This window comes from Streptococcus sp. HSISS2 (assembly GCF_000448665.1).
Taxonomy (GTDB): domain Bacteria; phylum Bacillota; class Bacilli; order Lactobacillales; family Streptococcaceae; genus Streptococcus; species Streptococcus raffinosi.
Map to the genome: position 1 here is coordinate 1,216,935 of NZ_CM002133.1, position 23,609 is coordinate 1,240,543.

At 40.1% G+C, this 23,609-nt stretch carries 17 protein-coding genes, 3 tRNA genes, 1 other RNA gene and 5 pseudogenes; 4 read left to right on the forward strand and 22 right to left on the reverse strand.

Annotated features, from left to right (window positions below):
- The 6 genes and pseudogenes from feoB to argF form a co-directional block, all read right to left on the reverse strand.
- The coding region (gene feoB, locus HSISS2_RS05415; protein ID WP_134981494.1) for a ferrous iron transport protein B at nt 1-1,603 on the reverse strand (1,603 nt) is incomplete at its 3' end.
- Nucleotides 1,600-2,076 (reverse strand): ferrous iron transport protein A, encoded by a 477-nt coding sequence (locus tag HSISS2_RS05420; RefSeq protein ID WP_021145779.1) that lies wholly within the window; start codon nt 2,074-2,076, stop codon nt 1,600-1,602. The genes HSISS2_RS05420 and feoB, both read right to left, overlap by 4 nt.
- A 160-nt stretch (nt 2,077-2,236) precedes the next feature.
- Nucleotides 2,237-2,970: pseudogene (locus HSISS2_RS05425) on the reverse strand (amino acid ABC transporter ATP-binding protein).
- Complete coding sequence (locus tag HSISS2_RS05430; protein ID WP_021145781.1) at nt 2,970-3,650, reverse strand: amino acid ABC transporter permease; 681 nt, start codon at nt 3,648-3,650, stop codon at nt 2,970-2,972. The pseudogene HSISS2_RS05425 and the gene HSISS2_RS05430 overlap by 1 nt, the downstream one beginning before the upstream one ends.
- Nucleotides 3,651-3,864: 214 nt before the next feature.
- Nucleotides 3,865-4,095, reverse strand: a complete 231-nt coding sequence (locus tag HSISS2_RS05435; RefSeq protein ID WP_002885970.1) for a DUF1797 family protein — start codon at nt 4,093-4,095, stop codon at nt 3,865-3,867.
- Nucleotides 4,096-4,163: 68 nt separating this feature from the next.
- Nucleotides 4,164-5,144, reverse strand: a complete 981-nt coding sequence (gene argF, locus HSISS2_RS05440; RefSeq protein ID WP_021145782.1) for an ornithine carbamoyltransferase — start codon at nt 5,142-5,144, stop codon at nt 4,164-4,166.
- Nucleotides 5,145-5,386: 242 nt separating this feature from the next.
- Here argF and HSISS2_RS05445 point away from each other — a divergent pair, with 242 nt between their 5' ends.
- The 3 genes from HSISS2_RS05445 (at nt 5,387) to HSISS2_RS05455 (ending at nt 8,710) form a co-directional block, all read left to right on the forward strand.
- Nucleotides 5,387-7,657: an ATP-dependent Clp protease ATP-binding subunit gene (locus HSISS2_RS05445; RefSeq protein WP_042767220.1), complete on the forward strand. Its 2,271-nt coding sequence runs from the start codon at nt 5,387-5,389 to the stop codon at nt 7,655-7,657.
- A gap of 282 nt (nt 7,658-7,939) precedes the next feature.
- The gene (locus HSISS2_RS05450; RefSeq protein WP_002889057.1) at nt 7,940-8,398 is read left to right on the forward strand and encodes an NUDIX hydrolase; all 459 of its coding nucleotides are present in this window, start codon (nt 7,940-7,942) and stop codon (nt 8,396-8,398) included.
- A 9-nt stretch (nt 8,399-8,407) separates the two neighbouring features.
- Nucleotides 8,408-8,710, forward strand: a complete 303-nt coding sequence (locus tag HSISS2_RS05455) for a DUF1827 family protein (RefSeq protein WP_002889059.1) — start codon at nt 8,408-8,410, stop codon at nt 8,708-8,710.
- 45 nt (nt 8,711-8,755) lie between these two features.
- Here the strand turns inward: HSISS2_RS05455 and HSISS2_RS05460 are convergent.
- The 14 genes and pseudogenes from HSISS2_RS05460 to parE form a co-directional block, all read right to left on the reverse strand.
- Nucleotides 8,756-9,718, reverse strand: a pseudogene (locus HSISS2_RS05460) (Gfo/Idh/MocA family oxidoreductase).
- A gap of 98 nt (nt 9,719-9,816) precedes the next feature.
- Nucleotides 9,817-11,051 (reverse strand): annotated as a pseudogene (locus HSISS2_RS05465) (aminoacyltransferase).
- A gap of 165 nt (nt 11,052-11,216) precedes the next feature.
- Nucleotides 11,217-11,354 (reverse strand): annotated as a pseudogene (locus tag HSISS2_RS12195) (hypothetical protein); the annotation flags it as partial.
- A gap of 435 nt (nt 11,355-11,789) precedes the next feature.
- Nucleotides 11,790-12,410, reverse strand: coding sequence for a DUF3862 domain-containing protein (locus HSISS2_RS05470; protein ID WP_008534087.1), 621 nt, complete (start codon nt 12,408-12,410; stop codon nt 11,790-11,792).
- A gap of 43 nt (nt 12,411-12,453) precedes the next feature.
- Nucleotides 12,454-12,803: a transfer-messenger RNA gene (gene ssrA, locus HSISS2_RS10900) on the reverse strand.
- 160 nt (nt 12,804-12,963) lie between these two features.
- Nucleotides 12,964-13,035: transfer RNA gene (locus HSISS2_RS05475), tRNA-Arg, on the reverse strand.
- A 67-nt stretch (nt 13,036-13,102) separates the two neighbouring features.
- Nucleotides 13,103-14,305 carry a 30S ribosomal protein S1 gene (rpsA, locus tag HSISS2_RS05480; RefSeq protein WP_002889064.1) on the reverse strand — a complete coding sequence of 401 codons (1,203 nt, stop codon included), beginning with the start codon at nt 14,303-14,305 and terminating at the stop codon, nt 13,103-13,105.
- A gap of 120 nt (nt 14,306-14,425) precedes the next feature.
- Nucleotides 14,426-14,497, reverse strand: a tRNA-Gln gene (locus HSISS2_RS05485).
- Between the two features lie 67 nt (nt 14,498-14,564).
- Nucleotides 14,565-14,645: transfer RNA gene (locus tag HSISS2_RS05490), tRNA-Tyr, on the reverse strand.
- Between the two features lie 62 nt (nt 14,646-14,707).
- Nucleotides 14,708-14,938, reverse strand: a complete 231-nt coding sequence (locus HSISS2_RS05495; protein ID WP_002889065.1) for a DUF2969 domain-containing protein — start codon at nt 14,936-14,938, stop codon at nt 14,708-14,710.
- 118 nt (nt 14,939-15,056) lie between these two features.
- Nucleotides 15,057-16,079: a branched-chain amino acid aminotransferase gene (locus tag HSISS2_RS05500; RefSeq protein ID WP_021145788.1), complete on the reverse strand. Its 1,023-nt coding sequence runs from the start codon at nt 16,077-16,079 to the stop codon at nt 15,057-15,059.
- Between the two features lie 179 nt (nt 16,080-16,258).
- Nucleotides 16,259-18,703 (reverse strand): annotated as a pseudogene (gene parC, locus HSISS2_RS05505) (DNA topoisomerase IV subunit A); the annotation flags it as partial.
- Between the two features lie 627 nt (nt 18,704-19,330).
- The gene (locus HSISS2_RS05510; protein WP_021145790.1) at nt 19,331-19,873 is read right to left on the reverse strand and encodes a hypothetical protein; all 543 of its coding nucleotides are present in this window, start codon (nt 19,871-19,873) and stop codon (nt 19,331-19,333) included.
- A 155-nt stretch (nt 19,874-20,028) separates the two neighbouring features.
- Entirely contained in the window at nt 20,029-21,978 is a 1,950-nt protein-coding gene (parE, locus tag HSISS2_RS05515; RefSeq protein ID WP_021145791.1) for a DNA topoisomerase IV subunit B, read from the reverse strand.
- Between the two features lie 137 nt (nt 21,979-22,115).
- On the opposite strand from parE, the gene plsY reads away from it, so the two are divergent.
- Nucleotides 22,116-22,757: a glycerol-3-phosphate 1-O-acyltransferase PlsY gene (gene plsY / locus HSISS2_RS05520; protein ID WP_021145792.1), complete on the forward strand. Its 642-nt coding sequence runs from the start codon at nt 22,116-22,118 to the stop codon at nt 22,755-22,757.
- A 121-nt stretch (nt 22,758-22,878) separates the two neighbouring features.
- Here the strand turns inward: plsY and HSISS2_RS05525 are convergent, their stop codons facing one another.
- Nucleotides 22,879-23,244 (reverse strand): helix-hairpin-helix domain-containing protein, encoded by a 366-nt coding sequence (locus HSISS2_RS05525; RefSeq protein ID WP_021145793.1) that lies wholly within the window; start codon nt 23,242-23,244, stop codon nt 22,879-22,881.
- Between the two features lie 57 nt (nt 23,245-23,301).
- Nucleotides 23,302-23,556 (reverse strand): DUF1912 family protein, encoded by a 255-nt coding sequence (locus HSISS2_RS05530; protein ID WP_002889075.1) that lies wholly within the window; start codon nt 23,554-23,556, stop codon nt 23,302-23,304.
- Nucleotides 23,557-23,609 lie beyond the last annotated feature (53 nt).

Below are 23,609 nucleotides of genomic sequence, written 5' to 3' on the forward strand. Positions count from 1 at the left end.
TCATAAAGTTATAGTTGGACATGAACCAAATCAGGACAGTCAAACTGAAAATAATGGTTCCTGCACGTTTCACAAAACTCATAGCCTTACCAAAAGCATAACGCAAGACCGACATAGCCTTAGGCCAATGATAAGAAGGTAACTCCATAATGAAAGGACTGGTCAAGCCACCCAAAAAGCTCGTCTTTTTAAGGGCAATACCTGATAAAATGATGGCAGCCATCCCAATAAAATAAGTACTTGGAGCCACCAGAGGATTGTGAGGAAAGAAGGCCCCAGCAATCAAAGCGATAATTTCCAATTTAGCCGAGCAAGGCATAAAGGTTGCCGTCATAATAGTAATCCGACGATCTCTTTCATTTTCAATAGTCCGGCTAGACATAACTGCTGGGACACCACATCCTGTTGAAATCAACATCGGAATAAAAGATTTCCCTGAGAGTCCGAAACGACGGAAAATACGGTCCATAACAAAGGCGATACGACTCATATAACCAATATCTTCAAGCACACCTAAGCAGATAAATAGCACGAAGATTTGGGGAAGGAAGCCAAGTACCGTCCCGATCCCAGCCACAACGCCATCAACAATCAAAGACTTAAGCCAATCTTGGACATGAAGATAGGTGAGCCCAGAGGTAATCAAATCAGGAACATACTTGCCAAAGAGAACATCACTGGCCCAGTCAGTCCACATCTTTCCCTGAAGAGAAAGATAATAGACCGAATACATAACTACCGCAAAAATTGGGAGAGCCAAAATACGGTTGGTTACTAATTTATCAATCTTGTCTGACAAGGTTAAGGCAAAATCTTTTGTCTGACTCTGAGCCATCTTACAAACACGTTCAATAAAGGCGTAACGCTCATTAATGACAATAGATTCGGCATCCTCTGTGAAAACTTCCTCAGTGATACGTATGATGTCTTTGATTTCTTTACGTTGGAAAGCTGACAAATCTAGTTCATCCTCAACCAAAGCATCGTGTTCAAAGAGCTTAATGGCATAAAAACGTGCGGACCTTTGTGGCACAGAATTTCCCAAAACATCCAAAATTTGTGAGATGGCAGCTTCTAATTTATCATCATAAATTGGAAAAGCGATGTCTCCTACACTAGCGATCGTCGTATGAGCTGCCTTTTTCACAACCTTATCCACACCAGTCTGTTTGAGAGCGCTAGTCGCAACCACCGGGACACCCAGATGATAAGACAATTTATCGATATTAATTGTTTTTCCCTGAGCTTCTAAAACATCACTCATGTTAAGAGCCAAGGTCACAGGAATACCTGTTTCAATCAACTGTGTTGTCAGATAAAGGTTACGTTCCAAGTTTGTCGCATCAACCACATTTAAGATGCTATCAGCCTTTTTGCTGAGTAAATAGTCACGCGCCACCTTTTCCTCAGGACTATAGGGTGACATAGAGTAAATCCCAGGTAAATCCTGAATTTCGATATCTTTATGCTTTTTAACCAGCCCACTTTTTCGTTCAACTGTAACACCTGGCCAGTTACCAACACGCTGATTATGCCCTGTCATCAAGTTGAATAAGCTAGTCTTACCACTATTAGGATTACCAATTAAAGCAACTTCTATCATTTTTCCTCTCCCTCATCCAGCATGACTACACTAATCATTTGCGCTTCCGACTTGCGTAGCGTTAATTCATAGCCTCTCAAACTAATTTCTAAAGGGTCTCCTAAGGGAGCTACTTTACGTAATAAAAGCCGTGTGCGCTTTGTAATTCCCATATCCATGAGACGACGCTTGGTTTCATTAGCTGCGAAAATATCAGTGACGATGGCAGAACGCCCAACTGGTAGTTCAGAAAGAGGTATTTTCTCCTCATTTTCCTCAGCAGGTGTCAAATCAATCTTATCTAGAATCGATGCATCAAAGGCTAAGCGACTCCCTTTCACTATAATAATAGCACTGTTTTTGGTCTTAGTTACCACCTCAATGGTTTCACCAGGAGCTAACCCTAAGTTAGATAGGTGCAAAAGACTATCTTTAGGAAGGTTAATTCCAAGAATCCTATAAGGGGTTTTTAAGGCCGTGTCATATATAAGCATATTTCTTGACCTTCTATATTATTTTTGGTATGGCATCATTATAGCATAATTATCCATTGTTTCCGTAAAATCGCCCTAAACAAGAATGATTCTAGAAAAGTAAAACAGCAAAAAAGACTGGAATAATTCCAGCCTTCACAAACAAGATTTAATCTCAGTCTTACAATACCTTACTCAAGAAATCCTTTGTACGTTCTTCTTTCGTATGGTCAAAAATCTCTTGTGGTGTTCCTTCTTCTACGATAACACCGCCATCCATGAAGATAACACGGTCGGCCACCTCATAGGCAAAGCCCATTTCATGCGTAACGATAGCCATAGTCATCCCAGACTTGGCAAGGTCCTGCATAACCGCAAGTACTTCACCAACCATCTCAGGGTCAAGGGCAGAAGTTGGTTCGTCAAACAAGAGAACATCTGGATCCATAGCCAAACCACGCGCAATCGCAATACGTTGCTGCTGACCACCTGATAGGCTACTTGGATAAGCATCCGCCTTTTCTCTCAAGCCAACCTTATCTAAAAGTTCCAAGGCTTTAGCTTCAGCATCAGCTTTAGAAATTCCCTTAGTTTTAATCGGAGAGAGGGTAATATTTTCTTTAACCGTCATATTTGGGAAGAGGTTAAACTGTTGGAAAACCATTCCCATTTTTTCACGCATTTTGAAAATATCGTTATTCTTGTCTGTAATATCCACACCTTCAAAGGAAATTACACCTTTTGTAGGCGTTTCAAGCAAGTTCATTGAGCGTAGGAAGGTTGATTTACCAGATCCTGAAGGACCAATGATAACCACTACCTCACCTTTTTTAATATCTAGATCAATCCCCTTGAGAACTTCGTTTTACCAAAATACTTGTGAAGATTTTTAATCTCAATAATTGTTTTTGCCATTATTTACTTCCCTCCCCAAGTCGTTTTTCCATTTGTTTCAAAAGCGCTGTCATAGCCGTTGTCACAATCAAATAGTAGAAGGCTGCGAACAGAAGCGGTGTCAAGGTCAAGTAAGTTGTTGTCGCAACAGTCTGTGCACCATTCCACAATTCCATAACGCCGATGGTTTGCAAGAGCGAGCTATCTTTGATAATCGTTACGAACTCGTTACCCAAGGCCGGCAAAATATTTTTAATAGCCTGAGGCAAGACCACATAACGCATGGTATTCCATGGACGAATACCAAGTGAATAGGCTGCTTCGACCTGTCCTTTCGGAATAGACTCAATCCCTGCACGCACACTTTCAGAGATATAGGCACCACTATTTAAAGAAAGGACGATAATACCAGGAACGATACGTGACAAATCAAGGTTCAAAATTCCGAACTGAACCGTTGGAAGGTTCATATGAATGAGGTTGAAAGCAATCATGATTTGCACAACCATAGGCGTTCCACGGAAAACCCAAACATAAAGGCTTACGAGCCACTCTAATGGCTTGATTCCAGAACGCTTAATCAGGGATACCAAAACCCCAAGAATGGTCCCAAAGAAGACCACGCAGACTGAAATCATAATTGTTACTAAGACACCATAGTTAAAGTAAGACCAGAACTGTGGCAAAAATGAAAAGTTCATCAAGATACTCCTTATTAATATTCCTCATTATTATATCAGAAGGATGCATAATAATAAAGTATTTTCTTATAAATGCGATATTTCAGTATAAAAAGTAGCTTAAAGACATAAAAATCAAAAAAGAGTGAGTAAGAACAATTTTACATGCTCTTTCCCACTCCCATTAACGATTTTGAAACCCCTAGTCTAAAAAGAGTCGGTTTCAAGTTATTGATTAGTAAAGCAAGTCGTAGATTTCCATTGCAATCAAGTCAATGCTATCAAATGAATAAGATTCACGAGCTTCAACGTCACGCAATGTGAAAACTGGACCATTTTCTGGATCATTGCTGAAAGATACTTCGGCAACAACCACTCCTTCACGTTCAAAATTACGTTTTAAATTACCACCATCAGCCGCCATCATTTCAAGACGGTTAATGATTCTCACCAAATGTGATTCCATGTTATTTCTCCTATTAATTGTGTATTTCTTACTTATTTTATCACACTTACGGAAAAAATGGGGGAATTTTAAATATTTTTCAAGGAATTGTACATGATAGCCTTGATAGAATGCATACGGTTCTCAGCTTCTTGGAAGATGATGTCACTGTATTTTTGGAAGACCTCATCTGTAATTTCTAACTCTGCCAAACCATATTTGTCATACATTTCCTGTCCAATTTGAGTATTAAGGTCATGGAAGGCTGGAAGGCAATGCATAACGATGACATCTGGATTTTCCGTTTTGGCAAGTAAGTCTGCATTTATCTGATAAGGTAGAAGCAAATCAATACGAGATTTAAAGTCCACTTCTTCTCCCATAGAAACCCAGACATCAGTGTAGAGCATATCCACTCCCTTAACTTCTGAAATATCATCTGTAATGGTTAAATCAGCACCATTATTATGTTTATGAGCTAGGGCAACAATATCATCCTCAGGCTGCAAACCCTCTGGAGCGATAATCTTAACATTAACGCCCAAGATAGCCGATGTCACCAAAAGTGAATTTGCCATATTATTACGACCATCTCCAATATAAGCAATGGTCAAGCCCTCTAGACTACCAAAGTGCTCCTTCAAGGTCATGAAATCCGCAATCATCTGAGTCGGATGCCAAGTATCTGTCAAACCATTCCAGACCGGAACACCAGAGTATTTAGCCAAGTCTTCAACATCCTCTTGTTTAAAACCACGGTACTCAATCCCGTCAAACATTGATCCAAGCACCTTAGCTGTATCAATTACAGATTCCTTCTTACCAAGCTGAATATCACCTGCACCAAGGTAGGTCACATTCATCCCTAGATCCTGACCAGCTACAGTAAAGGCTGAACGTGTTCTTGTTGATGTCTTTTCGAAAAGTAGGGCAATATTTAACCCTTCTAGATACTTATGAGGAATTCTATTTTTCTTCAACTCTTTAAATTTAAGAGATAGCGCAATTAATTCTTCCAGTTCCTGTTTAGTGAAGTCAATTTCTTTCAAAAAGGATGTTGCTAATGTCATAGGGCTCTCACTTTCATTCTGAATAATATAAAAGGTATTATAGTCTATTTTTGTATAATATGCAAGTATTTTTGTATTTTAATTCAAAATTAGCACTTGATTATACAGAGTGCCAAACCCTAATGCTTTTTGCTTGCAATATTACTACTGCATGCTATAATGGAGACATAGATTTGACCTTTTTTGACCAAGCTATCTTCAAAAAAGAGTCCTTTCAAATCCAGATAGAAAGAGGTACTGATATGCTCTGCCAAAACTGTAACCTAAATGAAGCTAGTATCCATTTGTATACCAACGTAAATGGTAATCAGCAACAAGTTGACCTCTGTCAAAATTGTTATAAAATCATGAAATCTGACCCTGAGAACCCACTCAATCAATTCAATCAAACAGGGGGTTCCAGCTTCTTTGATGATTTCTTCAGCGACCTAAACAACTTCCGTTCTTCAAACGGAGACCTTCCAAATACACCACCAACACAGGAAGGTGGAAACCGAGGAAACGGTGGCAATACACAGGGGCCAGGACGTCCAGGAGGACCTCGCCAACAGGCGCCTCAACAACCACAAGGTTTACTTGAGGAATTTGGAATTAATATCACAGACATTGCCCGTCGTGGAGATATTGACCCTGTCATTGGTCGTGATGAAGAAATCATTCGTGTTATAGAAATTCTTAACCGACGTACCAAGAACAACCCTGTTCTTATTGGTGAACCTGGTGTTGGTAAAACAGCCGTTGTTGAAGGTCTTGCTCAAAAAATCGTTGATGGTAGTGTACCTCAAAAACTCCAAGGCAAACAAGTTATCCGTCTTGATGTCGTCAGCCTAGTCCAAGGTACTGGTATCCGTGGTCAATTCGAAGAACGCATGCAAAAACTTATGGAAGAAATTCGTCAACGTCAGGATGTTATCCTCTTTATCGATGAAATCCATGAAATTGTAGGAGCTGGTAATGCTGGTGATGGCAATATGGACGCTGGAAATATCCTAAAACCTGCTCTTGCTCGTGGCGAGCTTCAACTTGTCGGAGCAACAACCCTTAACGAATATCGCATTATCGAAAAGGATGCTGCCCTCGAACGCCGTATGCAACCGGTTAAGGTTGATGAACCAACCGTTGAAGAAACCATTACAATTTTGCATGGTATTCAACCTAAATACCAAGACTACCACCATGTCAAATATACGGACGAAGCTATCAGGGCAGCTGCAGAATTGTCCAATCGATACATTCAAGACCGCTTCTTGCCAGACAAGGCCATTGACCTTCTTGATGAAGCTGGTTCTAAGATGAACTTGACACTTAACTTTGTTGATCCTAAAGATATTGATAAACGTTTGATTGAAGCGGAAAATCTCAAAGCTCAAGCCACTCGTGACGAAGACTTTGAAAAGGCTGCTTATTTCCGTGATCAAATTGCCAAATACAAGGAAATGCAAAAACAAACCATCAGTGACCAAGATATGCCTGTCATCACTGAAAAACATATCGAAGCCATTGTAGAACAAAAAACAAACATTCCTGTCGGTGACCTTAAAGAAAAAGAACAATCACAACTTCTTAGCCTTGCTGATGACCTTAAGTCACATGTTATTGGACAAGATGCCGCAGTTGATAAGATTGCCAAAGCTATCCGTCGTAATCGTGTTGGTCTTGGCGCACCAAATCGCCCAATTGGTAGTTTCCTCTTCGTAGGTCCTACTGGGGTCGGTAAAACTGAGCTCTCTAAACAATTGGCCATTGAACTCTTTGGATCAGCAGATAGTATGATTCGATTCGACATGTCCGAATACATGGAGAAACACGCTGTTGCTAAGTTGGTCGGTGCCCCTCCAGGATATGTAGGTTATGACGAAGCTGGTCAGTTAACTGAAAAAGTCCGCCGTAATCCTTATTCACTGATTCTTCTTGATGAGGTTGAAAAAGCTCACCCAGACGTGCTTCACATGTTCCTTCAAGTTCTTGATGATGGTCGTTTGACTGATGGACAAGGTCGCACTGTAAGCTTCAAAGATACCATTATTATCATGACATCAAATGCCGGTACTGGTAAAGTTGAAGCTAGTGTTGGTTTTGGAGCTGCTCGTGAGAATCGCACTAACTCTGTGTTGAACCAACTCGGAGACTTCTTTAGTCCTGAATTTATGAACCGTTTTGACGGTATTGTTGAATTTTCTGCCCTCAGTAAGGAAAACCTCCTAACTATTGTGGACCTCATGCTTGATAGCGTCAACCAGCGCTTGGCCAATAACGGTATCCACTTTAGTGTGACTGAAAAAGTCAAAGAAAAATTGGTTGACCTTGGTTACGACCCTAAGATGGGTGCTCGACCACTTCGCCGTACCATCCAAGATTATATTGAGGATGCCATTACCGACTTCTACCTTGAAAATCCAAATGAAAAAGATCTCAAGGCAGTCATGACATCCAAGGGTCATATCACTATTAAATCTGCTAAAAAAGTTGAAAAAACTGCACAAGAAACTGAAACGACCAAAGAATCTGACTAAATCGTCTAGAAGTAGGACAAGGTGCTATAATTTTCAAATCAGAAAAACTCAAGGTATGGGGTAACATTTTCCATATCTACTATCTCAAACAGGCTTCTAGGCTTGTTTGACCCTAAGGGGAGTAAGACAGAAGAAACGTCATTTAAAATTTCTTCTATCTTACTCCTTTTTTCACACTTTTCAATTTTCCATTTTCAAAATCCTCTGTAATTCTGCCTAAATCAATAGGAAAATGAGGATTTTTTTAGTATAATATAGGCAAATAAACCTAAGGAGCAACTTATGAATCCAACATTTGGTGATAAGGTTGAGGGAGCTCATTATCAGACACGTTACGGTGTTTATGCTGTGATTCCTAACCAAGACAAGACGAAGATTATTTTAGTTCAAGCTCCTAACGGGGCTTGGTTTCTCCCAGGTGGAGAAATCGAAGCAGGCGAGGATCACTTTAGTGCCTTAAAACGCGAGTTAATTGAAGAACTTGGGTATACAGCCACTTTAGGACAGTACTATGGACAGGCTGACGAATACTTCTATTCAAGCCACCGTGACACTTACTTTTACAATCCAGCCTACATTTATGAAGTTGTAGATTTTTCAGAAATTGGTAACCCTCTAGAAGATTTCAACAAGCTGGCATGGTTCCCAATTGATGAAGCGATTTCCAAGCTTAAACGCGGCAGCCATAAGTGGGGAATCGAACAATGGAAAGCTAGCCATACAAGAACTGCCAAATCCTAGGAGGTAACTATGAAACTTATTAACACGACGCAAACACACCAAGAACTTGTACAAAACCAACTTGATAATACAGATGCCTTCCTCGTAGAAACCTATTCTGCTGGAAATACAGATGTTGTCTTTACACAAGCACCTAAACATTACGAACTATTGATTTCAAATAAACACCGTGCTGTTAAGGATAACGAATTAGAAATCATCCGTGAATTCTTCCTCAAACGCAAAATTGACAAAGACATCGTTTTGATGGACAAACTCCAAACAGTACACACCGAAAAATTGATTGAGATTTCATTCCCAACAACTGTATAAATCCAAAACAAGCAATGGCTAATGCCACTGCTTGTTTTTAGTATCTTACAAAACTTTAGAGGCCTGATCCAAGACTTGCATAACCTGACGACTATGCTCCAACTGCTTGGCAACACTGTCAAAATCCTTGGTCGCCACCATCTTTTCAAAAGCCACAAATTCATCATGCATACGATGTTGTAGACTATTGAGATTGACGACTCTCTCTTTCTGACCATTGAGGGTGACGCCAATCTCAGGGAGAGTGTTGGTTGCACCCAAAATGGTGATAGCTCCCTTATCTCCTTGAATGGTTGAACGAATGTCAGCACTACAGTCTTTAGCTCCAATGGCAACAGCCTTAAAGTTACCATAGTCCAAAACTAGAATTCCTGACGTATCCACTCCTCTCTCCACATTAGGTAGGTATTCCACACGATTAGGCTTTCCAAAAAGTCCGACCAAAAGATGGATATTGTAGATATTCAGATCTCTAAGCGCTCCCCCACCCATTTCAGGGTTAAAGGCAGGAGCAATCTCACCACGTTTAAAGGCATCGTAGCGTGATGAATATTGAGAATAATTGATATTCACAATCTTGATATCACCGATTTCTGCTAGAGAATTCTTAATCGCTGTGAAATTAGCTAGATATTGATTGGTTATAGCTTCTATCAAGAGAAGCTTTTTTTCTTGGGCAAGCTTAGTCAGCTCTTCAAACTCTTCCAAATGCATGGTAAAAGGTTTCTCACAGATGACATGCTTGCCAGCTAGAAGTGCTTGTTTGGCATAGTCATAGTGGGTATGATTAGGTGTTCCAACATAAATGGTATCAACATCTGGATTGGACTAGATTGCTTCATAGTCACTTGTCGCCTGAGTTAGACCATATTGCTTAGCTAAAGCTTGAGCCTTATCAAGTGATCGTGGTGTCGACATTATAGCCTCCAGCTCAATTCCCTCAATAGTTGCCAAAACAGGCAAAACCTCTGTAACAATCATTCCTGTCCCTAATAATGCAAGTTTCATCAACCTACCTCCTTCTTCCTCTAAACTCTCTTATATATGTCGTAATTCCAAAAACAGAATTATAATGAAAGAGGACTCCAATAGAAGCCCTCTACATCTTAAGAACGTCCAAGCAGTTTCTTAATTCCTTGAATGGCCTTATATTTAAACGGTTGTGGATAATAACGGAAAGTTCCCATTTTACGAACGATATAACCATTAAAGTTTTGTTTAAAACGCAAAACCCCATCTGAACCATCAAAAATGCCCATGATACCAAGGAAGTTATAGAAACTGATACCACGTTTAATAGCCTGTGTCATCACATACTCTTGCAAGAGTGCTGGAGCATAAAACTTATTAAATTCAGGATAAGAGCCACTAAAAAGATAGACTGCTTCTTGAGGGGTGTAAACGAAGAGACTTCCGGCTAGAACAATGTCTTCCTGGCCGTACTTGTCAATAAAGGCTGTCGCTTCCCCCTTGCGAACATCAAAAGTTTCAAACTGACTTGATAGCTCTCGCAATTGGTTTTGTTTTTTCTCAGACTTAGGATTAGTTTCCAAATCAGCTTGCAATTTGACAATTCTAGCTCCCAATTTAGCCTGATCCTTCTCTAAATGTTCAAGGTAATCTTGGAAATTCAAAGTAGCAACCATAAAATCAGCATTATCACCAAAGGCATCATAAAAATCTTGGTAGTAATCCAGCGATTTATCACTATATTCTCGACGATCAGAAGTCGCTGAAGTGATTTCTTTAAAAATGGATAACTCGTCACGCTTCAGTTTTTTCAGCTTGATACCAAAGGTTTTAGCTTTTTTAACTAATGGTTTTCCTTTTTGCTGAAAGACTTAATCAAAGCTTTTTCTGTAATCCCTGATAAATCCTTCACATAATGCCAGTCAGGCTCACCACCAGGATAACCTGTTTGCAGACCATCAAAGCTATAACCTAAGTTAGTCAATTGGCTAATCAGCTGCTTTTGCTCATCACCAGTTGGCTCCCCATTACTATCAAAGGTTTGATAAGTATCATAAGGTTTGATTAACAGCTCAAGCGCACCATTTGCTTTAGCGTAGTCCTTCAATCCTTGGTAAAAGTCGCTCAGATGAGTCGTATTGGAGTGAATAGGTCCACAATTCACTTCCATACGAAGCCCACCAGTCATAGGCATACTATAGACAATTGCTGAGATTTCTAGCTGATTGCCTTCTTTCCAAGCGACATAGCTAATGCTAAATCCACGTTTTTCAAGAAGCTTAGCCATTTCCTCTGTTTGCATAAAAGAACGCTCTGAAACCTGTTGAGCATGTGTGTTAAATTCTTCCTTAGTTACTTGAATGAAGCTCATTTTTTCCTTCCTAAAATGGATAACGTAAATTACGAGTGAGATAAACAACAAAAGGGCAAGTATTGCCACTAATGGTATTCGAATTGGGCGACTATTTAGCAACAAATCCCCACTGACGGCATAAACAACGGAGAGTGGCGTCACTCCAATTAGTGTCGCTAAAATCCTTGTCCTTGTGGGTAATTTCATCTGAACACAAGCATAATTGACCAAAGCTGATGGAATAAATGGAATAGAGAATGCTAGCGAAATACCAATAAAGCGATGCTTAAAATTTTCAATATAAGTTAGGAGTTTCTCCATACGTTTAGACCTCCGGGCTTTTCAAATCTTCTTAGGATTTCAAAACTAGTTAAATTTCCAAAAGTATTCCCAAGGATATTCATAGGAATGCCCAAGAAGGGACCGTAAAGCAGACCAACGAAAATACAAAAAAACGAACTTAAAACTCCAAGAATAGCTGATGATAAAATCATAAGATCCATAAGGATAAGAGCATTCTGGACATTTGCCTGCTTAAAAGCTTCTCTTAAGAAGTCTTGGTCATGATTAGCATTGGCCCAAAACCTGATTAAAGGGAAAATGTTATGTAAGAGAAGTAATAAAAATAGCAGAATTAATACAGTAATTCCGACAAAAAATCCTTTTTCGGGTCATTGCATCTCCATCGTTTTAATCACTCTTTTTATTATAACAAAAAATGCCTTCATTGATTTAGAAAGGCATCATTTCCTATTATTACTTGTTAATCAAATTTGCTTGAGATTTGTTTTCCAAGGCACCATTCTTGAAGTTAAGAGTAAGACTACCTGTTTCACCCTTTTTAGCGACAAGATTTGATGACCAAAGAGCCTGTGTCATTGTAGCATCAGAAGATACTGCAATAGAATAAACATCTGGTGTACCAAGTGTTTTAACGGCATCATCATAGCTCGTTCCATTTTTAAGGTTTTCATACATTTTCAAGGTGATTTTAGGATCACGGACAAAAGAAAAGTTTGAGAGTGACTTAACAACAGTACTATTATTGAAAAGTTTAGCCGTAACAACGACATTATCAAACTGCCAATTGTAGACATCCAGTTTAGCATCTCCTGCCTGCTCTTGGCTAGTCGATGACGGTTCCCCAAACAAACCTTTCAAAGTATCAAGATTTGATCCCCCTGAAAATTCCTGAGAGGCATTTGCCATGGAAATTTTATCAAAGTTCTGACGAACATTGCCATGTTTAACTGTTAGAATCTTTGAAGCTTCATTATCCACAGACCCCTTTGTCTCAGTCTTAGACGAAGAATGTCCACAAGCAGCTAAGGTAAAAAGTGAAAGACCTAAAACGGCCAAAGACAAAAGTTTTTTCATAATAAATTCCTATACACAAATAAAAGGCTGACGCCTCAAGTATTTATGGAGCCGGTGGGAGTCGAACCCACGTCCAAACACCTGCCAACATATTCGTCTACAACCATAGGTTATGTCTTTCATTTAACAGATAGGCGACACATAACTCAAGCCTTCTATATGCGAGCCTATAAATCTCTTTTCGACCAGCTAGGCAATGGTCAAACGTAGCTTATAAATCAATAAAACCTCTAAGCAAACATAAGCAATCTGCTAGAAGTCACGCGAGCAGGTGTTTAGGCTGCTACAGCGTAAGAATTTGTATTTTTTGCAGTTATATTTAACTGAGCGTTTACGTCGCCACACGAGTCGCAGAATATGCCTCATAATGCCTGTCGAATCCGTAACGACCCCAATATGAGATATTGAGTATTATAGCAAAATTTTTAATAAATAGCAAAATATTACCTACTGTAAACACCATAAGCTCAAAGTCTACAAATCTTATGGCACCTAAATATGACTCAGATTAAAAAACGTTGAAAGAATAAATCTCTCAACGCTCTTGTCTTTTTGCACCCTAAGGGAATCGAACCCCTATCTCAAGAACCGGAATCTTACGTGATATCCATTACACTAAGGGTGCTAACAGTATACTATTATAGCATACTCTAAAATATAAAAAAGACATGTTTCCATGCCTCTTTTCTATATTACAATTCGATATCTCCGAAAAGATCCGCCATTGAGAATCCAGATTGAGTTTCTGGAAGTTCGTAGTCACGTTTTTCTTGACGTTTAGGACGACGTGGACGTGATTGACGTTTTTCGTTGTTTTCACCTTCAGCATTAGCTGGGCGTTCTTCAAGAGCTTTGATAGAAAGTGATACACGTTCTGCATCAGCGTTTACTTCAAGAACTTTAACAGTAACATCTTGACCTACTGAAAGAACATCTTTTGGATTTTCAACACGTTTGTGTGAGATTTGTGAGATGTGAACAAGTCCATCGATACCTGGCAATACTTCAACGAAAGCACCGAAGTCAGTCAAGCGTTTAACTTTACCTTCGATAACATCTCCAGCAGCAAGTTTTTGTTCAACGCCATCCCATGGTCCAGGTGTTGTTGCTTTAAGTGAAAGTGATACACGACCTGCTTCTTCGTCGATAGCAAGAACTTTAACATCAACTTCGTCACCAACAGAAACAACTGATTTAGGTGAAACGTTACGTTCGTGAGACAATTCAGTCACGTGAACAAGTCCATCAACACCACCAAGGTCGATGAAAGCACCGAAGCTTGTCAAACGAGCAACTTTACCAGTTACGATTGAACCAACTTCAAGTTTAGAGAAGACTTCTTTACGAGCTTCTGCAGCTTCGGCTTCAACAACTTCACGACGTGAAAGGATGAAACGGTTTTCAGCTGGATCAACTTCTTTGATTTTAGCGTCAAATTCTTGACCTACAAATTGTTCAGTGTTACGAACAAAACGAGTATCAATCATTGAAGCTGGAATAAATCCACGAAGACCTTCAAATTCAACTGAAAGTCCACCTTTAACAGCGCGTGTTCCTTTAACAGTAACAACTTCTTCTTCACGACCAACAAGTTTATCCCAAGCTTTGCGAGCTTCCAAGCGTTTTTTAGATACAAGGTAAGTTACAGTATCAGTATCTTTACCAACAACTTGACGAAGAACAAGCACTTCAAGTGTTTCACCAACTTTAACAAGGTCTGCAACGTTTGCGTCACGGTCGTTTGTCAATTCACGACGTGTCAAAACACCTTCGATACCAGTTCCTTCGATAACAACATTTGCTTGATCATTATCTACTGAGATAACTTCAGCTGTTACAACGTCACCTGTGTTAACTTCGCTAACACTGTTTAGCAATTCTTCAAATTCGTTCATTCTAAAAAGATCCTCCAACAAGAGACAGCCAATTCTGACTCTTGATAACAATATATTTTTCAAGGTACCCGCAAAGACAATTGTTGACATAGGCGGTGCCGAAGCACCCGATACCTTTGACTGGGGTAGCTGGATTCGAACCAACGCATGAGGGAGTCAAAGTCCCTTGCCTTACCGCTTGGCTATACCCCAATAGCAAAATGCCATAAAAAAACATCTAAGTACTTGACATCGACTATTCGACTCAGTCTCTTAGATATGGAGAGAGAGGGATTCGAACCCCCGAACCCGAAGGAGCGGATTTACAGTCCGCCGCGTTTAGCCTCTTCGCTATCTCTCCTTTTAAGAACAAGAAATAGTATATCACAGTTTCTTGACCAAAGCAAGCCTTTACTTTGGATTTTAATGATTAAGATTATAGGCTTCAATAATGGCAGCTACTGCTTGATCCATTTTCTTGTGGAAGCCTGCGACGTTTTCTTTATCAACAACGGCAAATTTACCATCAATTTCTACAATTTGGCCGATAACTTTTTTACCAACAACAAGCTCAAACCCTTCAATGATTGCCTTGTTAACAGTTACTTTGGCATCTTTAACTTGAATTTCAATTTTTTTGTCTTTTTTGCTCATAGATTTACACTTGAGACTTGGCTCAAGTCATCCTTTCTTAATGTATCTCTTTAATTTTACCGAAAAAGAAAAAAGCTTGCAAGAGCAAGCCTTAAAATAAGCGTTAATTTCTTATGATTTAGTCAACTTTGAAAATCCATCCTTCTGGCGCTTCAACATCACCAAATTGAATACCAGTCAACTCATCATAAAGTTTATGTGTAACAGGTCCTACTTCTGTTTCTGAATAGAAGACATGGAAGTCGTCACCGTGTTGTACACCACCAATTGGTGAGATAACAGCAGCTGTACCACAGGCACCAGCTTCAACAAATTTGTCCAACTCAGCAATCTTAACATCACCTTGAATAGCTTTCATGCCAAAACGTTTTTCGGCCAAATAAAGCAAAGAGAATTTCGTAATTGATGGCAAGATGGATGGGCTAAGTGGAGTGATGAACTCGTTATCAGCTGTAATACCGAAGAAGTTTGCAGAACCAACCTCTTCAATTTTAGTGTGAGTTGCAGGATCAAGATAGATAACATCTGAGAATTTACGGTCATGTGCAATCTTACCTGGCAACATACTTGCTGCATAGTTACCACCAACTTTAGCAGCACCCGTACCATGTGGAGCAGCACGGTCGTATTCGTCTTGAATAAGGAAGTTTGTTGGAGCCAAACCACCTTTGAAATAGTTCCCTACTGGCATGGCAAAAATAGTAAAGACGTATTCATCAGCAGGGTGAACACCAATAATATCTCCTACCCCAATCAAAAGTGGGCGAAGATAGAGTGTTGCGCCTGTTCCATATGGTGGAACATATTCTTCATTGGCACGGACTACTTGTTTACAAGCATCTACGAATTTGTCAACGGGAACCTGTGGCATCAAAAGACGATCGGCTGTACGTTGCAAACGTTTGGCATTTTCATCTGGACGAAACAATTGAACTGAACCATCTTTGGTACGGTAAGCCTTGAGTCCTTCGAAAGCTTCTTGACCATAGTGAAGAGCTGGGGATGCTTCTGAGATGTGCAAAGTCGCATCCTCAGTCAAATGACCTTCATCCCATTTTCCGTCTTTGTAATGTGAAATATAACGGAATGGAAGTTTATGGTAATTAAATCCTAAATTTTCCCAGTCTAAATCAACTGTCATGTGTATGTCCTCTTTTCTGTTACTATGTGCTTTATAGTATAGTCCTTTTCATTGAAAATTTCAAGTTTATGTTGCAAAATTCTGACAATTCTTTTTGAGAGGTTTTTGGGGAGGATTGAACGATAAAAAAACTCTGTTCTCAAATAAGAGAACAAAGCTTTCTTATCTTTATTTTCAATAATCTTGGCAGCGAAGACTTCCTTGTCTGCTAGTCCTTCAATGAAACTTCCATTGCTAGTACGCTCTGAAAGATTAAGAAGGGACAAATCAACTTCTGCTGTTTCACCAGTCGTAGCTGTGACAAGCAAGGTCTGAGGGGCCTCTTCCGCTGGTGTTGCTAGAAGATCTATCTCACCACCAGAATTTTCTGTAAAGACTGGACCAGCCGTAAAGACACGGTGCGGTTTAGTCTTAAGCTCACGAAGAACTTGGAGACCTCGACCAGCTCGCTTAGCCTGTGGAATATCTGCTGTAGCTACCCGTTTGAGACTAGCTCTTTGTGTAAGAAGATAGAAACTTTGGGTATTTGCCACAAAAACGGCCTGAACGGTATCATCATCCTTAAGGTTGATTGCCTTAACACCTGCTGCCTTGGCACCAACAACTGGTACCTCGTCAGCATTGAAGCGGAGGGCATAGCCTTTTTGCGTGATAATCATGACATCATCCATCTGAATTGGGTTGACTGTGACAACACAATCACTAGCATCCTTAAGTTTAGCGTATTTAACCGACTTAGACTTGTAGGTACGCCATGGGGTAAATTCCTTGCGTTCGAAACGTTTAATCTGACCAAGTTTAGTGGCTGCTAGATAAGTACCAGCTTCAAAATCATCCAGAATTTCAGCATAAAGCACTTCTTCATCCTTAGATAAATTAGTGATGGTTTGTGATAAATGCTCTCCCAAATCCTTCCAACGAATATCCGGCAACTCATGAATTGGACGATAAATCACATTGGCCTGGTTAGTGAACATCAAGAGATGCTGTGTCGTCTTAGCCTGCTGAACCAGAATCAAGTCATCATCATCACGTTTTCCAACTTCTTCAATCGTTGAAGCATTGAAAGAACGTGGGCTTGTACGTTTGACGTAACCACCACGAGTGATGCTGACATAGGTTTCTTCCTCAACAATCAAACTTGCGGTATCAATTTCAATGGTCTTGGTTTCTGCTTGCAACTCTGAACGACGGTCATTTCCAAATTTCTTCTTAATGTCACGGAGCTCACGCTTCATGACATTAAACATGGTGCGCTCGTCTCCAATGATGGCAGCCAAGGTCGCAATTTGTTCACGTAAATCGGCTTCCTCATTTTGGAGAGTGACAATATCTGTATTGGTCAAACGATAGAGTTGCAAGGTCACGATAGCTTCAGCTTGTTCTTCTGAAAAATCATAGCTGACCTTAAGATTTTCCTTGGCATCAGCTTTATTTTCAGAAGCTCGGATAAGAGCAATAACCTCATCCAAAATAGAGATGACACGGATGAGTCCTTCCACAATATGAAGACGTTTTTCAGCCTTATCCTTGTCAAATTTTGAACGAGCAACGATAATATCGCGACGGTGGGCAATGTAGCTAGACAAAATCTTTTGCAAGCCCACTTGACGTGGGGTGAAATTGTCAATGGCCACCATGTTGAAATTATAGTTGACCTGAAGATCCGTATATTTCAACAGGTAGTTAAGAATGGTTTGGCTGTCAGCATCCTTCTTAAGTTCAATAGCAATACGCAGACCAGTACGGTCAGACTCATCACGAACTTCCGCAATGCCTGGAACCTTGTTATTGACCCTAACATCATCAATTTTTTTAACCAAGACAGCCTTATTGACATCGTAAGGAATCTCAGTAACGATGATTTGTTCCTTGCCACCTTTGAGTTGTTCGATTTCAGTACGTGAACGCACAACTACACGGCCCTTACCGGTTTCGTAGGCCTTGCGAATCTCGTCTTTGCCCTGGATGATAGCCCCTGTTGGAAAATCTGGGCCAGGCAAGAATTCCATCAATTTATCCAGTTTAGCAGATGGGTGATCAATCATGTAGACAACAGCATCAATGACCTCTGCCAGATTATGCGGTGGAATGTCTGTGGCATAACCAGCAGAAATCCCTGTAGCCCCATTAACCAAGAGGTTTGGAAAGGCGGCGGGTAAAACGGTTGGTTCCTTCTCTGTATCATCAAAATTCCAAGCCCATGGGACTGTGTTTTTATCGATATCTTGAAGAAGGTAGCCCGCAATCTCTGACAAGCGTGCCTCTGTATAACGCATGGCCGCTGGTGGATCACCGTCCATAGAACCGTTGTTACCGTGCATTTCAACCAAGATTTCACGATTCTTCCAATCCTGAGACATACGAACCATGGCATCATAAATGGAACTGTCACCATGGGGGTGGAAATTACCCATAATGTTACCCACAGACTTGGCAGATTTACGATAGCCCTTGTCATACGTATTGCCATCCTTATTCATGGAATAAAGAATACGACGTTGAACGGGTTTCAGACCGTCACGAATATCAGGAAGCGCACGCTCCTGAATAATGTATTTGGAGTAGCGACCAAAACGCTCCCCCATGATGTCCTCAAGGGACATGTTTTGAATATTAGACATAAGATTTCTCTTTATTTTTTAGTTTAAGTAATGATTTGAAATAAAATAAAAGACAAATAGTAGACCCCCTACTTCACTGCAACACCTCTAATTACAATGTTGTTCCTTGACTTTGTAACTGTAGAAGAATGGTTTTCACCTTCCTAGTTTCTATTTCACCAATCACAAATTGAACCACTGTACTTATCGCAATTAAAATGAAAAGTACACAAGATAGAGTCAATGAAGTAGAAAGTTCCCCAAAGAATAAGATAAAGTTTAAAAGTGTTAAACAAGTCATTATAGAGGCGTTGATTACGAGAACAGTAGCTAGCGGGATACGAAATAACCTATAATGATAGATACTTTTTAAAAGTGATGTGATACTACAAGCAACACTTAGGGGAGAAAAAACATAGATATAGTAGAAAGTCAATAACAACCCCGTGTAGGTCCTCTGTGAGAAGGGATTATCTATCAAAGATAGAAGGAAGGTTATCACAACTAGTATAGGCAAGATCAAAAAGTGTGTTTTTAGTGGTCTCTTTTTATAAACGCTTAAATAAGCTATTGCCCCTCCACATGCAGGAAACACCACTTGAGGATAGTAAAGTAAAAACTTAATACCTTAGATAACATAGGTCTACCTCACACTGTCTTTTCCTGACTTAGCAATATAGTCTTTATTTTTTCATTTTCCTTTCCTCCTATTATATTTTGAACAATACCAATTATCGCTAGGAGAAGAAAAATAAGGTACATAGATGAAGCAGGGAGAAATCCCAAAGACCCTTGTAAAAAGAGCAGGTTGAGGAAAGCCAGTAATGTGGCAAAGAAACTATTAATAACTAATAAGATTGAATATTTGGTTTGAAAGCGTATTAAATGTAGAAGACTTTTTATAAAAGCTATTAGCGAGAATGGCACATAAAACACTGAAAAGACCATCATATAGTAAAAAACAAATAATAAACCTGAGAATGTACTACCAAAATAAGAATAGAGGGGATTATCCACCACGAAGATTAGGAGGGAAACTATAGATAAGAGAAAAAGGATAAAAAAGCGTGTTTTTATAGGTCGTATGCCATAAAAAATTAAGTATATGGTAGAAACAATAACCATAAGAATAATAGCAGGAAAAGCTACATCTGCATGGTAAAGTAGGTAATCGATAACATTAAAATTCATTTTTCTACCTCCATTGATTTCTAGTCAATGACACTGCAAATAGTTAATAAACTATGTAGAAAATAATTAACTTATTTCTTTATAAACTCAGGTATCTATTGATAGTAAGCGCTCTCCCTAACTCTATCTTATAATTTTCCCTTCTGGCTTGCAACCTAAAATACGCCGCTTTCCTCAAGCGTAAATTTAACGTTATCTTCAATCCATTGACGGCGTGGTGCTGGTTTATCTCCCATAAGGACTGAGACACGACGTTCAGCACGCGCAAGGTCGTCAATCGTCACTCGGATAAGGGTTCTTGTCTCTGGATCCATGGTTGTTTCCCACAGTTGGTCAGCATTCATTTCACCAAGCCCCTTGTAACGTTGAAGAAGAGCGCCACGACCAAATTTTTGACGAAGTTCTTCAAGTTCGCCGTCCGTCCAAGCGTATTCGACAACTTCCTTCTTGCCTTTACCTTTGGACATCTTGTAAAGAGGAGGCAGAGCGATATAAACGTGTCCTGCTTCCACCAGTGGACGCATATAACGATAGAAGAAAGTAAGAAGCAAGGTTTGGATGTGAGCCCCATCGGTATCGGCATCGGTCATGATGATAATCTTGTCGTAGTTGATATCATCAAGGTTAAAATCAGCTCCAACTCCTGCACCGATAGTATAAATCATGGTATTGATTTCTTCGTTTTTGAGAATGTCTGCCATTTTGGCTTTCTCAGTGTTGAGGACCTTCCCTCGAAGAGGAAGAATGGCCTGAAATTTACGATCACGGCCTTGTTTGGCTGAACCGCCGGCAGAATCCCCTTCGACCAGATAAAGCTCATTTTTCTTAGCATTTTTAGACTGGGCTGGCGTCAATTTCCCTGACAAGAGTCCCTTGTCTTTTTTATTTTTCTTGCCATTTCGACTAGCATCACGAGCTTTTCTGGCAGCTTCACGGGCATCACGGGCCTTGATAGCCTTACGCACCAAGTTCGAAGCCAAATCTCCATTTTCCATAAGGAAGTAGGTCAAATGCTCTGAAACGATGCTATCCACAATAGGACGAGCTAAAGGAGATCCCAATTTATCCTTGGTTTGTCCTTCAAACTGAAGGTGTTCTTCAGGAACCAAGAGCGAGATAACTGCTGACAAGCCCTCACGGTAATCTGACCCTTCAAGGTTCTTATCTTTTTCTTTGAGAAGGCCTGTCTTACGGGCATAATCGTTAAAGGCCTTGGTAATCGCAGATTTAAAGCCTGTCTCGTGAGTACCGCCATCCTTAGTACGGACATTATTGACAAAGGAAAGGATATTATCAGAGTAACCGTCATTGTACTGAAGGGCTACTTCTAGGCGAAATTCCTGCTGGTCTCCATCAATATAGATGACTGGTGTCAGCGTTTCCTTGTCCTCATTCAAGTAAGTTACAAAGTCTTGAACCCCATTTTCATAGTGGAATTCTTCACGAACTTCTTCTTCGCCACGCAAGTCTGTCAATGTCATAGTGACATTCTTAAGAAGGAAGGCCGATTCTTTGAGACGTTCTGAAATGGTGTTAAATTTGAAGTCAGTCGTTGAAAAGATACTAGCATCAGGCATAAAGGTAACTTTTGTACCTGTCTTAGATTTAGGTGCCTTGCCGATTTTTTCAAGTCCTGTTACAGGGTGACCCCCATTTTCAAAACGCTGACGATAGACGCTACCATCACGGGTAATCTCTACCTCAAGCCAGCTAGACAGTGCATTAACAACTGAGGAACCCACACCGTGAAGACCTCCAGAAGTCTTATAACCACCTTGTCCAAATTTACCACCTGCGTGGAGGACGGTGAAAATAACTTCGACTGTTGGTTTACCCATGGCATGCATCCCTGTCGGCATCCCACGTCCAGAGTCAGAAACAGAAACGGAACCATCCTTATTTAGGGTGACAGCGATGACATCACCAAAGCCTGAGAGAGCTTCGTCGACGGCATTATCGACAATCTCCCAAACCAGGTGATGAAGACCTGTCCCATCCGTTGAGCCAATGTACATTCCTGGGCGCTTGCGAACCGCATCTAACCCTTCCAGTACCTGAATGGCATCATCATTATAATTATTTACATTTATTTCTTTTTTAGCCAAGAGTGACCTCCAAAATTTTCATCCTTATTATTTTATAGGTTTTCAGAAGAATTTGCAAAGGAAATCAGGAAAGCTGTTAGCTTATCTTAAATCTGACCAACTTTGTCAATTACTAAGCTGTATGCTATAATTATCTCATGAAAATCTTATTATTAATTCTTATCGCCTACCTGCTGGGTTCCATTCAGACTGGTCTCTGGATTGGAAAAGTTTTCTTTCATACGAATCTTCGGGAGCACGGATCTGGAAATACTGGAACAACTAATACCTTCCGTGTTCTTGGTAAGACGGCTGGCACAATCACTTTCTTAGTGGACATGCTTAAGGGGACTTTGGCAGTGCTCCTACCGGTTTGGTTGGGTGTCACAGCTGTATCTCCTCTAATCATTGGTTTCTTTGCCATCATTGGACATGTTTTCCCAATCTTCGCTAGTTTTAAGGGTGGAAAGGCAGTTGCAACAAGTGCTGGGGTGCTTCTTGGTTTTGCCCCCCTCTACTGCGTCTTCCTGCTCTTGGTCTTTGCTTTAACGCTCTATCTAACCAGCATGATTTCATTTTCAAGTGTCACTGCTGCAGTTGTAGGGCTGATTACCTTGGCTACTTTCCCGGCTATCCATTTTTTACTAGATGGGTATGATCCAATCTTTAGTGCTGTTCTTATCATCATGGCTTTAGTGATTACTTTCCGTCACACGGAGAATATGGCCCGTATTCGCAAGCATCAAGAAAACTTGGTCCCTTTTGGACTTAATTTAACCAAACAAAATCCAAAGAAATAAATAATTCAGATCTATCAACCACTAGCAAAAAGCTAGTGGTTTTCTGTTCTGACAATCACCAAAATAGCTAATAAGGCAAACAATAAAGATCCGAAGTTTTCACCTCGGATCTTTTTAAGGATTAGGCTTTAAAGCTGACACCATTTTCTTTCAATTTTTTAACAGTTGCAGGTCCTACACCTTTAAGGGCTAGGACTTCTTCTTCAGTCACACCTGCAAAGGCTGCTGCTGACGTCAAACCTTCATTGTAAAGAGTCTCTACAAGGTTTGAACGAAGGCCTTCCACTTCTGGAAGTTCTGAAAAGGCTTCAAGACTAAGGTCTTTAGCGACCACTTCCTCTTTAGCAACTGGCTGCGTTTCAGCAACCGCTTGTGGGGCTACTGGTGGAACAGGGGCTTTCAGATTATTGAAAAGTCCTTGTTTTTTCAAACGGTGTTTAAAAGCCTTCTTTTTATTTTTACTTTTGCCATGTGTTTTTTCTCCCATTTTGAAAGACGACTTCTTCCTATAGAAGGTCGTCGCTCATTTCTTTATCATTTTCTATTAATAGTGACGTTCCCCGAACAAGCCTTCTGGCATATCATGGAAACCTTTACCGGCACGATAATTGGTAAACTTACCAATTAGGAAATTGTAGGCATCTAATTTAGCTTCATAACGGAAACTTGCGTCACGGGCACGTTCATCACCATCTTCTTCCCAAATTTTCTTACTAGCGGCTAAGGCCTTTTCGTTTACTTTAACTTGGGTAACAACCCATGCTTCAAAGTCTTTTAGAAATTCTTGTTCGTAGGTCATATTTTCCTCTTCATTTTAAAAACCAGCTTAACGCTGGATTTATTTTTACAGAT